Here is a 13,556-nt window from a genome sequence, read left to right as displayed (position 1 = left end):
CGGTCGACTCAACTAGGGAGAAGAAGATGACGACGACCGATCAGACCTGGGCCGTCCGAGCGGCCTGCGCCGATGTCGATCCAGATCAGCTTTTCGGCAAGGGCGCCGAGCAGCGGGATATCCGGCCCGTGTGCTTCTCGTGCCCGGTTCGCATGGAGTGCCTCGCCGAGGCCCTCGACTCGGACTCCTCCTTCGGGGTCTGGGGCGGACTGACCGAGCGTGAGCGCCGTGCCCTGCTGCGCCGCTTCCCCGAGGTGACCGACTGGAGCGAGTGGCTGCGGCAGGAGGACGACGACCTCGTGGCCGAGATACACGCCCGCCGCGCCCCCAGGATCCTGGCCCGTGTGAGGTGAGGCGGCCGGTTCCGCCGCGCGCGGCCCTGACCGTAGGCTCGCCCCATGACCACCTGGGAATACGCCACCGTCCCCCTGCTCACCCATGCCACCAAGCAGATCCTCGATCAATGGGGCGCCGACGGGTGGGAGCTCGTCCAGGTCGTGCCCGGCCCGGCCGGCTCGGACAACCTGGTCGCCTACATGAAGCGCCCGCTCGCCTGACGACTCGCCCCGAGCTCCGCGTCGCGGACCCCGGCGGCATGCGCCCGGCGGGCCGCCCGCCGGGGCGCCGTCCCCGCGCGGGCGGCGGAAGCCGTTGCAGGGCCTTCAGGACGCCAGCAGCGAGGGCCGTCCCCGCGCGGGCGGCGGGAGCGGCGGCGCGACGGGCGCATGTCGCCGGGCGTCACCGGGCGCGGCGACGGAGGCGATCGACGTCGAGCAGCGTGACGGCGCGGCCCTCCAGGCGGATCCAGCCGCGGGAGACGAACTCGGCCAGCGACTTGTTGACCGTCTCGCGGGAGGCGCCGACGAGCTGGGCGAGCTCCTCCTGGGTCAGGTCGTGCGGCACGTGCACGCCGTCCTCCGTCGTCGAGCCGAAGCGGTCCGCCAGGTCCAGCAGGGCCTTGGCGACGCGCCCGGGGACGTCGGAGAAGACCAGATCGGCCAGCGCCGTGTTGGTGCGGCGCAGGCGCTGGGCCAGGGCGCGCAGCATGTCCTTGGCCAGGGTCGGGTGGGACTCGATGAAGCCCATGAGCTGGCCGTGCTCGAGCGCGAGCAGCTCGGTGGGGGCGACGGCGGTGGCGGTCGTCGAGCGCGGGCCCGGATCGAACAGGGTCAGCTCGCCGACCACCTCGCCGGGGCCGAGCACGGCCAGCAGGTTCTCGCGGCCGTCCGCCGAGGCGTGGCCGAGCTTCACCTTGCCGGAGAGCAGGATGTAGAGGCGATCGCCGGCGTCCCCCTCGGTGAAGAGGGTCTCGCCACGACGCAGAGTCGTCTGCGTCATCATGGCGCGCAACTCGTCCTGCTCCTCGGGGCTCATTCCCTCGAACAGCGGGATTCTGGCGATGATGCTGTCTTCCACGAAGGTCCTCCTGTGGGGTTGATCGGCTGGTCCCGGCCTTCGGCGGGCAGCCCTGTGCCATATCCTGCCACGGTTTGTGACCTGTGGCACGCGGACGAGGATTGTAGTCTCGATTGTGATCCGAGCAAGCCCTCCGAGGGCGGAGGTGCATGGCGAGGTGCATGGCGTTATGACGACGATGAGGGGGGCGGAAGAGGACGATGCGAGGGGCGGCATGAGGGGGCGCGGGGAGGCGCGAGGGGGCGTCCCCGTGACCGCGTCGCCGGTCGACGGCCCCGGGGCCACCGGGACCCTCGGGTCAGTGGCCCTGCGCGCGTGCGCCGTCGACGACGCGCTCGCGGTCGTTCATCCCGACGCGCGCTGCACCCTGGACCACGACGGGCCCTTCCAGCTCCTCGTGGCCACGGTCCTGTCGGCGCAGACCACCGACGCCCGCGTCAACACCGTCACCCCCGCGCTCTTCGCCGCCTTCCCCGACGCCGCTGCGCTGGCGGCCGCGAGGCCCGATGACCTGGAGGCGCTGCTGCGGCCGCTGGGCATGCAGCGCACCCGCGCCGGGCGGCTCATCGGTCTGGGGAACGGGCTGGCCGGGCGCTTCGGCGGCGTCGTGCCGCCCACGCGCGAGGCCCTCATGAGCCTGCCCGGAGTGGGGCGCAAGACCGCCAACGTCGTGCTGGGCGACGCCTTCGGGGTGCCCGCGATCACGGTGGACACCCATGTGGGCCGCCTGTCGCGCCGCCTGGGCTGGACGACGTCGAAGGATCCGGTGCGGGTGGAGCGCGATCTGGCCGCGCTGTGGGATCCGGCGCGATGGACCGACGGCTGCCACCGCCTCATCGAGCACGGGCGGGCGGTGTGCGGCGCGCGTGCGCCGCGCTGCGGCGAGTGCGTGCTGGCCGACGCCGGACTGTGCCCGCGGGTGGGCGTCTGAGGCCCTGGGAAGGGGACCCGGGCGCCGATCCGGCTCCCGGCCGTCTCACCGCCTCGTCGGCTCGATTTCGGCGAGGAAGGGCAGGAGGGCGTCGAGGAACTGATCCGGAGCCTCCTCGTGGGGGAAGTGCCCGACGCCGCGCACGGTCACCTGCCGCAGGTGGTCCGCGACGTGGTGAACATCACGCGCATAGGCCTGAGCCGGTTGAACCGGGTCCAGCTCGCCCTGCACACTCATGACCGGGACCCTCACGGGCTCGCTCAGGGAGGCGATCTCCTCGCGGCCGAGCCTCGTGCGGCGCACCGCTTCCAGTGCCGAGTGCGCCGCCCCCGGTCGCGCCATGAGGGTCGCGTAGTACCCGGCCGACTCGGCCACCTCCTGCCTGGTGCGCGGGCCCGCCCAGGATCGCAGCAGGCGGTCCATGCCCGCCGTCGTGCGCAGCGAGCGCTCCGGCAGCATCGGCGACTTCAGCCACAGGTACTGCAGCGCCGCCCCGGAGACGACCCTGCCGCGCAAGGACCTCAGCGCCATGGGGTGCGGCGCTCCGACGGGCACGATCGCCGTGGTCGTCGACGGCTCCTGGTTCGCCAGCGCCCACGCGACCTGCCCGCCCAGACCCGCCCCGACGACGACGGCCCGCTCGTGTCCCAGCGCGCGCACGACGGCGGCCAGGTCGGAGGCCAGGGTCGCCAGGTCGTAGCCCGACGGCGGTCGGTCCGAGCCGCCGAAGCCGCGCAGGTCCGCGGCGGCGACGCGGAGATCGGCCTCCGCCAGGGGGCCGATGACGTGCCGCCACGTCCACCAGCATTCGGGGAAGCCGTGGACGAGCAGGATCAGGGGCTTCTCGGCGCCCGCGGCGGGCTCGTCGGGTCCCGCGGGGGAGGGGAGCTCCTCGGGTCCGGCGAGGGCGACGTGGAACTGGGTCCCGCCCGCGGTGAGGTCGCGATGGGTCCAGGGGCCGGGGCGGGCGACGATCACGGGCACCGGTTCAGCCTATCCGGGTGGCGCGAGCCGTGCGCGGGCCGCGTCGTGCGCGGCCTCAGCCCAGGAGGAGGCTGATGACGACGTAGATCCCGGTCCCTCCGATCAGCGATAGGCCGATCGACCGGCGCCACAGGTGCAGTCCCGCCGTCGTCCCGATCCCGGCGAGCGCCGGCAGCCACGTGGCGGGGTCGGTGCCGACTCCGTCGAGCGTGTAGGCCACGAGCACGATCATGACCCCCAGCGGCATGGCCGAGGAGAGGAAGTCCACCAGCGGGCCGCCGCCGCGGCCCCGCAGGAGCGCGAACGGGGCGATGCGGCAGGCGAAGGTGATGGCCGCGACCACGACGACGGCGATGGCGATCCGAGGGTCCGTCAGCATGAGCGGTCCTCCTGGGACCCGCGCGTCGCGGCGGCGTCCGCCCCCGCGTCGGGGTCCCGTCGTCGGGCCCGTGCACGGGCCCGACGACGCCGGACGTAGAGGGCGATGAGCCCCACCGCCAGCACGCCCAGGGCGCTGAGCAGCGCCGCCGAGCTGCCGATCGCCATGCCCGCCGCGCCGGCGAGGACGCCGATGATCAGGACCGCGAGGTCGGGATGGTTCCTCCAGTTCTCGATCGCCAGGACGACGAACAACGAGGTCAGCACGAAGCCCAGCAGCTCGATGTCCTCGCCGACCAGCGCCGCCAGCCCGGTGCCCGCCAGCGCCCCCGCCGTCGTGCCCGATGTCCACGACAGGTGGCTGACCGCCTCGACCGTGACGATGTAGCGCCCGCTCATCCTGCTGCGGTCCTTGGAGGCGAGCAGCGCGTAGACTTCGTCGGTGATCGCGTGGACGGCGTAGAGCCGAGCGGGAAGGCGGCCGCGCACGCGGTCGAGTGGGAATCCCAGCCCGTAGAAGACGTGCCGTCCCGAGACGAAGGCGGTGGACGCCGCGATCGCCGCCAGCGGTGCCCCCGCCCCGGCCAGGGGCACGAGCAGCATCTGCATGGTCCCGGAGTAGATGACGAGGCTCCACAGCGGCGCCCACCACCAGGACAGCCCCTCGGCCACCAGCAGCATGCCGGCGGCCAGCCCCAGGGTCACGTAGCCGATGACGACGGGCGCGGCCTCGCGCAGGGCGTCGCGCGCCGAGGTCATGGACGGCGCGGGCGGGGCGGCGGGGTCGGGCACGTCCTCAGGCTAGACGAGCCGGGCCCGGAGGCGGGAGACGCGGCAGTCGGGCCCCGCGGCCGCGCGGAACCGACGCGCGGCGTCCCTCAGTCCTCCGCGCGGTGCCCTCGCTCGATGACCTCCTGCTCGTGACGTCCGGCGCGACGGGCCGAGTGCGAGACGACGCCGAGCATCGCCATGAACACGCCCAGGACCAGGAACTTGCCCGTGACCGCGTCGGTCCACAGATAGGTGCTCAGGCTCTGGCCGAGGGCGGACTGGGTGCTCAGGTCGCCGAGGAAGGGGGAGAAGGCATCCGTCATCACGCCCGGGGCGACGAGGAAGGGCAGCCCCAGCAGCATCGAGATGACGCCGACCGTGATGCTGCCGACGGATGTGAGGCGCGCCACCCACATGGCGATGACGAGCGCCAGGGCCCCCACGGCCAGCTCGGTCAGTCCGCGGGCCGACAGGTCGAAGGCGTAGGAGTCCGGTGAGCGGACGGTGGCCATGGCGGCGCCGTCATGGAGGAAGAACCAGGCCACGGGCAGCGCCACCACCGACACGAGGACGCCGGCCCAGTGGGCTCCGGCCCGTGACTTCGGGTGGCCGACGACGATGGAGCCGTCGAGCAGGACGTCGTCGTCGACCGCGTCCGCACGGTGGGACCTGCTCCTGGTTCTGCTCGTGCGGTTCCGCGGTTCCGCGCCGTCGGCGGCCGGCCTCCCTCCGGCTTCCCCCTCGGTGCTCGCGCCGGTCGTCGGGGCGGGGCTCGCGGGCCCGCTCGCACCGGGAACCGCGGTCGCCGGGGCGGCGGGCGCATCGGGTGCCGGGCCCACGGCGTCCGGCGTCCCCTCGGGGGCGGACTGGGCCGCGGTGAGCAGGGAGCGGCGGCGCACCGCCGTGTCCTCGACGGGGGATCCGGCGGCCTCGTCGTGCGGCTCGGCGCCGGAGGCGAATGAGAGCGGCTCGGGCTTCTCGAGGCTGAGGGGATCCGTCGCGGGCCCTCCGGGGGACAGGGCGGCGGACAGGGCGTCCGACGCGGGTGCGGCCCGTCCCGGCCCCCCGTCCGGCGCGGGTCGAGCGGGGGACGCGGCCGCGTCGGGCGCGAGGGGGCCCGCGGTGCCGGTCCCGGCGGTGCCGGGCGCGTGGGCGGCGGGCTGCGGGGCGGCTGCGCCCATGCCGGTTCGCGGGGTTGCGGCGCTCGTGCCCGTGAGCGGAGTGGCCGTTCCCACTCCGGGGCCGAGCGGTTGCGAGCGCACCGGGGCCGCAGCCGTGTCGATCTGCACGGGCTCTTCTCTCGCGGCGGGGATCCCGCCGTCGGCGTCCGCCATCGGTGCGGGGGTCTGCGCCTCCGGGGAGGGCCCCTCGGCCGCGGGGGCGCCTCCGGCGTCGACGGGGCCGCCCCTCGCAGTGCGGTCGGGCTCCTCGTCCTCAGGACGACTGGGGTTGTCAGTGCTCACGGGGCCTCCTTCTCCACCATTACCGTAGTCGCGGGGCGGGCCGGTCACGGGGAGGCGTGCCGGGTCGCCGCTGTGGGCTGCGGCTCGCAGTGGTTCGCGGAGCCCGCGGGGACCGGCGTGGCCCGCAGGGGCCCGCGGTGCGCATCACGGGTGGTCGGTGTCGTTCGCCGGCGCCGCCGACTCTGCGCTCTTGAGTCCGGCCAGCTCGTCCGCCCGGCCCCGGCGCCTGGCCAGGTGAACCCCCCATCCGACCGTCATGAGCAGCAGGCCGCTCGCCATGACGCCCACCCCGGTCGGATCATCGGGCAGCCATCGTGAGAGCCGGGCGGCTCCCGGCGCCGCGGGCCACACGCCGTGGAGCAGTATCGGCAGGCCCACCAGGAGGAGCAGCGGTCCAGTCACCCGGGCGCCGAGGGTCGAGCGGCCCGCGATGAGGGCGCCCAGGACGAGCAGGGCGAGGGCGGCGAGCGCCGTCGGCAGACCCGACGAGTCCCCGCCCGGGCCGACCAGCTCGGCGTATCCGTGCTGGAGGAGCACCAGCGCGGCGGGGATCGTCGTCGCCGTCACCACGAAGGACAGGACGTGGTCGCGACGCCTGGACGGCGGGGCCGGTGGTGTCACGCCCATGGTCCGGTCGGCCGCGGCCAGGCGCATCGCCAGGCGGGCGTCGGTTCGTCCGGAGCGGCGAGCGCGCCGCATGCCCCACGAACCGCCCAGGAGCACGCCCGCCGTCACCAGCAGCGTGCCGGTGGGTATGAAGGCCCGTGCCCACGGCATGGGGGACGACTGGGCGCCCTGCGGGGCGAGGAGCACGATCGCCTGCACGACCAGTGCCATCAGGCCCGCCACGAGACCGCCCAGCGAGGAGCGCACGGCGAAGAACCACTGAGCCGTGGAGCACACCGCCAGTGCCAGTGCGATGAGGAGCGCGGCCAGGGGCAGCCGGCCGTCCGCGGCGGCGTACGACGCGATGCCCAGCGGGGCCATGATCATGGGGGGCAGGACGATCCCGGCCGCGGCGGTCAGGAGGTAGTCGGCTCGACGGGGGCGCGGAGCGATCGGCACGCCGCCGGGCGGCGTCGGGGACGGGGCGCGGGCGCTGAGGGACTGTGCGGGGGTCACGGCTCGAAGCCTAGATGAATCGGTGCCGGGGCGTCGTCTCGCACGGTCGGACTCGACGGGCTCGGCGCGGCCCGTCGGGCCCGGTCGCCCGGCCGGGGGCGGCGGCCCCGGCGCCCGGGACCGAGTCCGACGTCGTCGACGGACTCGCGCGGGCGAGCCGGGCCGGGCCGCATGCGGGCGCGCCTACAGTGGAGAGGTGATCAGCACGTCGGTGGGCATCGGTCCAGGGCCGGATGCCGGACGAGGGGCCGGGCCGGGGGTGCGCGGGGGCGCGCGGGGGCGTCGTCACGGCGCCGATCCGCTCGTCCGGGCGCTGCGCGCGATCGCCTCCGATGCGCGGGTCGTGCGCGCCGAGGAGGCTCTGCGCCGGGTTTCGGCCGAGCTGAGGTTCCACGAGGCCCTGCGCCGTCGATGGCGCGAGGCCCGCGCCGAGGCGGCGGTGCGCGGTGCGATCGCCTCCGGCGGCGCGGAGGGCGTGGTCGTGCCCTCCTCCGTCCTCCGCGGGGCCGTCGCCGAGGGCGGCCTCGCGGAGGCGTCCACGGGCGATCCCTCGCTGGACGTCGTGGCCGGCCTGTGGAGGGCCGGGGCGCGCCTGGCCTCCTGGATGCCCGATCTGCGCGGCGACTCGAGGCCCGTCCAACCGAGTCCCCGGGCGCTGCTCGCGGCCCTGCACCGCGACGTCACCGGGCCCATCGCCGTGGCCGGGCGCGTTCCGCTCGGTGCTGTGGCCCTTCCCCGGCCCGCCGGGACCGCGCCCATGGAGGGCGGGCCGGGCCCCGCCCCCGACGGCGAGGCCCTGACGGCGCGTCTGGAGGGGCTGACCCGGCTCATCGGCCTGTCAGGTGCGCCCGCGCTCGTGCGTGCCGCCGCCGTGCACGGGGAGATGGTGACGGCGCGGCCCTTTCTCGTGGGGAATGCCGCCGTCGGCCGGCTGCTGGTCCGCCATCTCATCACCCGGGACGGGCTCGAGCCGACCGGGGTCGCCGTCCCCGATCAGTACGCGGCCCGGATGCCGGCCGCCTACGCGGATGCGGCCGCCGCCTACGCGAGCGGGACCCACGACGGCGTCGTGGCGTGGGTCGCGTGGCAGGCCGAGGCGATCTTCATGGGGATCCAGGAGGCGCAGGTGATCTGCAGGACGATCCAGGCCGGGACGACGGCCGCCGGTTGAGGCGCGTGGCGATCAGCGCCTCCGGTCCTCGCGCTCCCGGCGCGCCGTCGTCGTGACGGCAACGGCGAGGACGGAGATGACGGAGATGACGAGGACGGCGACGACGGGCCCGGCCGCGACCCGGACGAGCCCCGCGCCACCGGCCAGGCGATTCGCGCGTGCCGCCCGCAGTCCCGGGCGGCGCGCGCGCACTCGGATCGGCCGCTCGAAGTCCCGCGCCGGCCAGCCCCGCTCGCCGGCCAGGCGCCGCAGATCCCGATCGGGATTGACGGCGACCGGGTGACCGACGGCCTCGAGCATGGGACGGTCGGAGATGGAGTCGGAGTACGCCCAGGAGCGGGCCAGGTCGATGCCGTGAGCGCTCGCGTCGGCCAGCAGGGCGTCGACCTTCGCCCCGTGGAGAAGACTGCGCTCGATCCGGCCTGTGAAGCGGCCCTCGGCGTCGACCTCCATGCGGGTGGCGACGGCGCGGTCCGCCCCGACGAGCGCGGCGATCGGCTCGACCATCTCGGTCGAGGAGGCGGAGACCACGACGACATCGTGACCGGCCCGGTGGTGCGCCTCGATGAGAGCCAGGGCCTCGGCGTAGACGGCGGGCTCGATCGCGGTCGCCAGGGCGTCCCTCACGACCTCCTGCAAGTGCGCGCGCTCGACGCCCGCGGACATGAGCGCCAGGCGCTCCATGAGACGGCCGGTCTGGTTCTCGTCGGCGCCCACCAGGAGGTAGGGCAGCTGGGCGATGACGCCGCGCACCAATGAGACGGTCGAGATCAGGCCGCTGCGACGCATGGGGGAGCCCAGTGCGAGTGCGCTCGACGTCGCCAGGATGGTTTTGTCGAGATCGAAGTAGGCGCAGGTGTGCGCGGGGGAGCCGTCGATCGTCCGAGCGCCCGGCTCGATCGGCACGTCGTCCTTCCTGATGACGGGGCCGGGGCCCCGCGGGGTCGTCGCAGTGTCCGCCATCCTTGCTTCTCTCGTCGCCGCTTCTCTTCGTTGTGATAGTTGCCACAAGGATACCCGGCGGTGCGGGATGGGGCGAGGCCCCGGTGGGGCGGTCGCCGCGGGTGCTCGGCCGCGCTCTCGGGGCTCCACAGGAACCGTGCTGCTCCCCTACTCCACAGGGGTCGCGGCGATCGGATGCGACGGCGCGGCGGCCGGCCCCACTCTGGGAGTGCAAGGAGATGCGCCCATGCATCCCATCCGGACTGGAGGAGACGCCGTGCCCCACTTGATCGCCCCCTCGACCGTTCGCGACGCTCCGGGCCCGCGGATCGCTGCGACCCTGCCGGACCGGTTGCCCCCTCCGGACTGGCCGGCTCCGTCTGATCCGCTCGCCTCCCCGCCCGCTGTGCCCGCCGATGACACGCCGCCGACGCCCGATGTCGGTGTCCTCATCGTCCTCGACGACGTCCTCGAACCAGTACTCCCCGCCGGCCCGGACGCCTCCGCCGGTGCGGACGCCTCCGCCGGCCGGATCGCTCCGGGCGCGCTCCCGCCCGAGGTCCTGGCGACGGCTCTGTCCGGCGCCCTGGCCGAGGCCCCCACCGGGTCCCCGGCCGGGTCCGAGTCCCTGGCCTGGGACGTCCTCGCCCTGGTGCGCGCCTGCACCGGGCGCGCTCCGGCGCTGTGCCGGGCGGAAGATGTGACCGGCGCCGCCGTCGAGTTCATGGGGACGGCCGGCGCCCTCCTTCTTCTGGGCTCCGCGGAGGCGCTCGCCGACGCCCCCGCCGACGATCGTCTGAGCGTCCTCGCCCTGGAGACGCTCGCGGCGCCCGACGGCGCCGACCGCCTTGTCGCCGCCCTGCTGAGCGCCCAGCATCCGCCGCGCGCCCGGATCGTCGCAGTCGTCGGGGCCCGCGGCGGCCTGGGGGCCAGTACCTTCCTGCTCCACCTCGCACGGGCCTGCGCCGCCGCGGGCGCCCGGGTCGCGCTCCTGGACGCCGATCCGGCGGGCGGCCTCGGCCTGCTCATCGGCGACGACGTCGTCCCGGGTCTGCGGTGGGGGGACCTCCCCGCCGATGAGGCGGCATTCCGCCCCGATCGCCTCGTCCCCGTCCTGCCCACCTGGCTCGGCATGCCCATCCTGACCGGAGACGGGCGAGGCGGCGCCCCCGGTCCGACGGCCGTCGGCCCCGCCCTGGAGGCGCTGCGCGCGCACCACGACCTCGTCATCGTCGATCTTCCGCGCGGCGCCGCCCTCCCGCCCGGCTGCCTCGCGCTGTTCGTGACCGGCCTGGACCTGCGCTCGGCCGTCGCCGCCGAGGCCCTGATCGCCCGTGCCGGCCCCACCGGGGACGGTTCGCAGGCGCTGATCGTGCGCTCGATCGGGGAGGACGTCACCGCCGATGACCTCGAGGCGATGACGGGGGCGCCGGTGGTCGCCACCATTCCGAACGACCGGGCCGTCACCCAGCGGGTGGCGCGCGGCGACGACCCGACCAGGGGCCGCGGCAGCACCCGGCGCGCCGCCCGCGCCGTGGCGTCCGGACTCCTCGAGGCTGACCGGCCATGGTGAGCGCAGCGAGCATGATGGGCACGGGGAGCTCATGCGCGGACCCCGTCCTCCGCGTCCCCTCCGAGGGAGGGACGGGATCAACGGGGCCCGGCGGGAGTCGGCCCCGCCCCGGGGAGGTCCTGTCCTCCGGAGCCGCGACGGGCGTCGACGACAGAGGCGCCGCGGAGGACGAGCTCGCCGTCGTGCGCGGGGCGCTGGCGCGTGGGGTCGGCCTGGAGCGCGCCCTGGGAACGGGTGCGGCTCCCACCACCGGCGCCGGCGGCCTGGCCCGATTGAGCCGCCGCGTGCGCGCCGACGTCGAGGGCGCCGGTCCGGTGCTCCAGCCGTTGCTGGAGCTCGACGGCGTCACCGACGTCCTCGTCGGCGCCGGACGCACCTGGATCGATCGCGGCCGCGGTCTGGAGGCCGCCCGCGGCGCTGCCCTGCCCGAGCCGCAGGCGCGCGCGCTCGCGGTGCGCATGGCCGCCTCCTGCGGGCGCCGGCTGGACGACGCCAGCCCCGTGGTCGATGCCACCCTGCCCGACGGCACCCGCCTCAATGCGGTCCTACCGCCCCTGTCGGCCGACGGCACTCTCATCTGCCTGCGCACCAAGCGGCGTCGTGCCTTCACGCTGGCCGAGCTCGTCGAGGCCGGCACCATCGCGCCCGGCCTGGAGACGGTTCTGACGGAACTCGTCAGGGCACGGGCATCCTGCCTCGTCACCGGGGCCACCGGCACCGGCAAGACGACGCTTCTGGCCACTCTCCTCGGCCTCGTGCCCGCCACCGAACGCATCGTGTGCATCGAGGAGGCCGCCGAGCTGCGCCCCGATCACCCCCACGTCATCCACCTCCAGGAGCGCGGCGACAACGTTCAGGGCGTCGGCGCCGTGCCCATGACCGCGCTCGTGCGCACCGCCCTGCGCATGCGGCCCGACCGCATCGTCCTGGGGGAGTGCCGCGGCCCGGAGGTGCGCGACGTGCTCACCGCCCTCAATACCGGCCACGAGGGCGGCTGGGCGACCCTGCACGCCAACTCCCCGGCCGACGTCCCCGCCCGGTTGACGGCGCTCGGGGCTCTGGCCGGGCTCGACGAGACCGCGGTCGCCGCCCAGGCGGTCAGCGCCCTGGACGCCGTCGTCCACCTGCGTCGCACCAGTGAAGCCTTGGACGAGGGCCCGTCGCGGGCGGATGCGCTTCGACCGCCCGCGCGTCCGGATGGGGACTCGCAGCCGGATGCGCTGTTACGGGGGTCGCTGGACTCGCTGCGGGACCAGCGCGACGCGGGGCTCTCTCCGGGCACGGCGAGGGGCTCCGGTCCGCCCCGAACGCGGCGCTGCATCGCCGGCGTCGGCCTGCTGCGCCGGGACGCAGAGGGACGGCTCGTCTGCGAGGACGCGCTCCTGGTCTCCCGGGACGGCATCGTCAGCGCCGGGCCGGCCGCCGACGGACTGGCGGAGCGCATCGGGGCGGCTCCGGTCGCGGCGGTGCTGGGAGGCGGTGCGCTGTGGACCCCGACGTGATCGCGGTCGGCCTGCTGGTGGCGCTGGCGGCCGCCGTCATAGGGATACCGGCCAGGCGCGGGCGTCCCGCCGGTCCGGGCCCCCACCGCACCGGTGCCACGACCGGGCGGGGAGCGGGTGGGCGGGCCCCGGTGCGGTCCCTGGCGGACCTCGACGTCGGCCTGCTCCTGACCGAGGTCGCCACCCTGCTGCGCGCCGGGGCGACGCCGCAGCGCGCATGGGCCCGCAGCCTGGCGCGCAACGGCGTGTCCGAGGGAGCGGAACCGGGCGACGATGGTGTCCCGCCCGCCCTGCGGGAGCTGGCCGACGCGGTCCCCGAGCACTGGTGGCCGGTGCGGTTGCGCGGCAGATGGACATGGGACCCGCCCCTTCCGGGGCGCAGGGCCGCCAGGGAGCGACGTCGGGCCGCCGTGGCGGCGGTGCCCGGGGCGGTGGCGGCGTGCCGGCTCACCGCGGCGCTCGGCGCGCCCCTGGCCGGCATCCTGGAGGCGGTCGCCGGCGGGGTCGCCGAGTCCGGGCGTGCCGAGGCCTCGCGTCGCACCGCGCTGTCGGGGCCGAGGGCGACCGCCAGGCTGTTGGCCGTGCTGCCGCCGGTCGGGCTGCTGCTGGGGGCGGCCGTGGGCGCTCGCCCCGAGGAGGTGCTGCTCGACGGCGGCCTGGGGAGCGTGCTGGGAGCCGCCGGCATCTGCCTCATGATCGTGGGCCATCGGGCGACGGCGCGAATGGTCTCCGCCGCGACGGCGTCGTCGAGCGGGGTGGACGAGGCGCTCGTGCTCGACCTGGCGGCCGCCGCCCTGGCCTGCGGAGCGTCCCTGCCGGGAGCGCTGCGGGCCCTCGGCGAGGCGCTGGACGAGGAGGAGCTGGCGGTTGCGGGTCGGGCGCTGCTGCTGGGCGCCGACTGGGAGGAGGCCTGGGACGCTCCCGACGACGAGGCATGGCGGGAGCGTCGCTCGCGGCTGGAGGGATGCCTGCGTCCAGGCTGGGAGGACGGGGCGTCTCCCGCGCCGTTGCTGGAGGGGACGGCGGCCTCGCTGCGCGCCGGCAGGCGAGCGGCCGACGAGGAGGCGGCCGAGCGGCTGGCGGTGCGGCTGGTGCTCCCGCTGGGGCTGTGCCACCTGCCGGCCTTCGTCGTGCTCGGGATCGCGCCGGTGGTGGCGAGCGTCGGCCTGGACCTGCTGCACGGCTGAGGCGCCGGCGACTCCCGCAGATGATTCGATCCTCCTGTCGTGATGCGCCGTGGTCCTCCGGGGCGATGGGGAGCGGTTCGGTGGGCGAACGACGTGCGAATCCGATCCGTCCGATT

At 75.5% G+C, this 13,556-nt stretch carries 14 protein-coding genes; 7 read left to right on the top strand and 7 right to left on the bottom strand.

What is annotated here, in order from left to right:
* Positions 1-26 precede the first annotated feature (26 nt).
* A complete protein-coding gene (locus tag G448_RS0113910; RefSeq protein WP_026408473.1) occupies positions 27-353 on the top strand; it encodes a WhiB family transcriptional regulator in 327 nt (108 codons plus the stop codon).
* 45 nt (positions 354-398) lie between these two features.
* Positions 399-557 (top strand): Sp36 family protein, encoded by a 159-nt coding sequence (sp36, locus tag G448_RS17865; protein ID WP_084436806.1) that lies wholly within the window; start codon positions 399-401, stop codon positions 555-557.
* 181 nt (positions 558-738) lie between these two features.
* Here the strand turns inward: sp36 and G448_RS0113900 are convergent, their stop codons facing one another.
* Positions 739-1,416 carry a Crp/Fnr family transcriptional regulator gene (locus G448_RS0113900; protein WP_026408472.1) on the bottom strand — a complete coding sequence of 226 codons (678 nt, stop codon included), beginning with the start codon at positions 1,414-1,416 and terminating at the stop codon, positions 739-741.
* Between the two features lie 214 nt (positions 1,417-1,630).
* On the opposite strand from G448_RS0113900, the gene nth reads away from it, so the two are divergent.
* Positions 1,631-2,347 carry an endonuclease III gene (gene nth / locus G448_RS0113895; RefSeq protein ID WP_051269107.1) on the top strand — a complete coding sequence of 239 codons (717 nt, stop codon included), beginning with the start codon at positions 1,631-1,633 and terminating at the stop codon, positions 2,345-2,347.
* A gap of 45 nt (positions 2,348-2,392) precedes the next feature.
* On the opposite strand, the gene G448_RS0113890 is transcribed toward nth, so the two are convergent.
* The 5 genes from G448_RS0113890 to G448_RS0113870 all read right to left on the bottom strand — a co-directional run bounded on the left by G448_RS0113890 (position 2,393) and on the right by G448_RS0113870 (position 7,065).
* A complete protein-coding gene (locus G448_RS0113890) occupies positions 2,393-3,331 on the bottom strand; it encodes an alpha/beta fold hydrolase (RefSeq protein ID WP_026408470.1) in 939 nt (312 codons plus the stop codon).
* A gap of 55 nt (positions 3,332-3,386) precedes the next feature.
* The gene (locus G448_RS0113885; RefSeq protein ID WP_026408469.1) at positions 3,387-3,710 is read right to left on the bottom strand and encodes a branched-chain amino acid transporter permease; all 324 of its coding nucleotides are present in this window, start codon (positions 3,708-3,710) and stop codon (positions 3,387-3,389) included.
* Positions 3,704-4,468, bottom strand: coding sequence for an AzlC family ABC transporter permease (locus tag G448_RS16835; RefSeq protein ID WP_051269106.1), 765 nt, complete (start codon positions 4,466-4,468; stop codon positions 3,704-3,706). The genes G448_RS0113885 and G448_RS16835 overlap by 7 nt, the downstream gene beginning before the upstream one ends.
* Positions 4,469-4,587: 119 nt before the next feature.
* Positions 4,588-5,943, bottom strand: coding sequence for a hypothetical protein (locus tag G448_RS17205; protein ID WP_051269104.1), 1,356 nt, complete (start codon positions 5,941-5,943; stop codon positions 4,588-4,590).
* Between the two features lie 144 nt (positions 5,944-6,087).
* On the bottom strand, positions 6,088-7,065 hold the full coding sequence (locus G448_RS0113870; RefSeq protein ID WP_245572358.1) for a hypothetical protein: 978 nt from the start codon (positions 7,063-7,065) through the stop codon (positions 6,088-6,090).
* 196 nt (positions 7,066-7,261) lie between these two features.
* On the opposite strand from G448_RS0113870, the gene G448_RS0113865 reads away from it, so the two are divergent.
* On the top strand, positions 7,262-8,236 hold the full coding sequence (locus G448_RS0113865; protein WP_034495468.1) for a Fic family protein: 975 nt from the start codon (positions 7,262-7,264) through the stop codon (positions 8,234-8,236).
* Positions 8,237-8,248: 12 nt separating this feature from the next.
* Here G448_RS0113865 and G448_RS16825 read toward each other — a convergent pair whose 3' ends face one another.
* Entirely contained in the window at positions 8,249-9,199 is a 951-nt protein-coding gene (locus tag G448_RS16825) for an HAD family hydrolase (protein ID WP_084436805.1), read from the bottom strand.
* 256 nt (positions 9,200-9,455) lie between these two features.
* Here G448_RS16825 and G448_RS16820 point away from each other — a divergent pair, with 256 nt between their 5' ends.
* The 3 genes from G448_RS16820 to G448_RS0113845 all read left to right on the top strand — a co-directional run bounded on the left by G448_RS16820 (position 9,456) and on the right by G448_RS0113845 (position 13,440).
* Complete coding sequence (locus tag G448_RS16820) at positions 9,456-10,751, top strand: nucleotide-binding protein (protein WP_245572357.1); 1,296 nt, start codon at positions 9,456-9,458, stop codon at positions 10,749-10,751.
* A gap of 182 nt (positions 10,752-10,933) precedes the next feature.
* Positions 10,934-12,253, top strand: a complete 1,320-nt coding sequence (locus G448_RS0113850; RefSeq protein ID WP_026408466.1) for a TadA family conjugal transfer-associated ATPase — start codon at positions 10,934-10,936, stop codon at positions 12,251-12,253.
* Positions 12,238-13,440: a hypothetical protein gene (locus G448_RS0113845; protein WP_026408465.1), complete on the top strand. Its 1,203-nt coding sequence runs from the start codon at positions 12,238-12,240 to the stop codon at positions 13,438-13,440. The genes G448_RS0113850 and G448_RS0113845 overlap by 16 nt, the downstream gene beginning before the upstream one ends.
* Positions 13,441-13,556 lie beyond the last annotated feature (116 nt).

Source organism: Actinomyces gerencseriae DSM 6844 (assembly GCF_000429265.1).
Classification (GTDB): Bacteria; Actinomycetota; Actinomycetes; order Actinomycetales; family Actinomycetaceae; genus Actinomyces; species Actinomyces gerencseriae.
The sequence above is the reverse complement of the archived record's forward strand: the minus strand, read 5'-3'. Positions and strand labels throughout refer to the sequence as shown.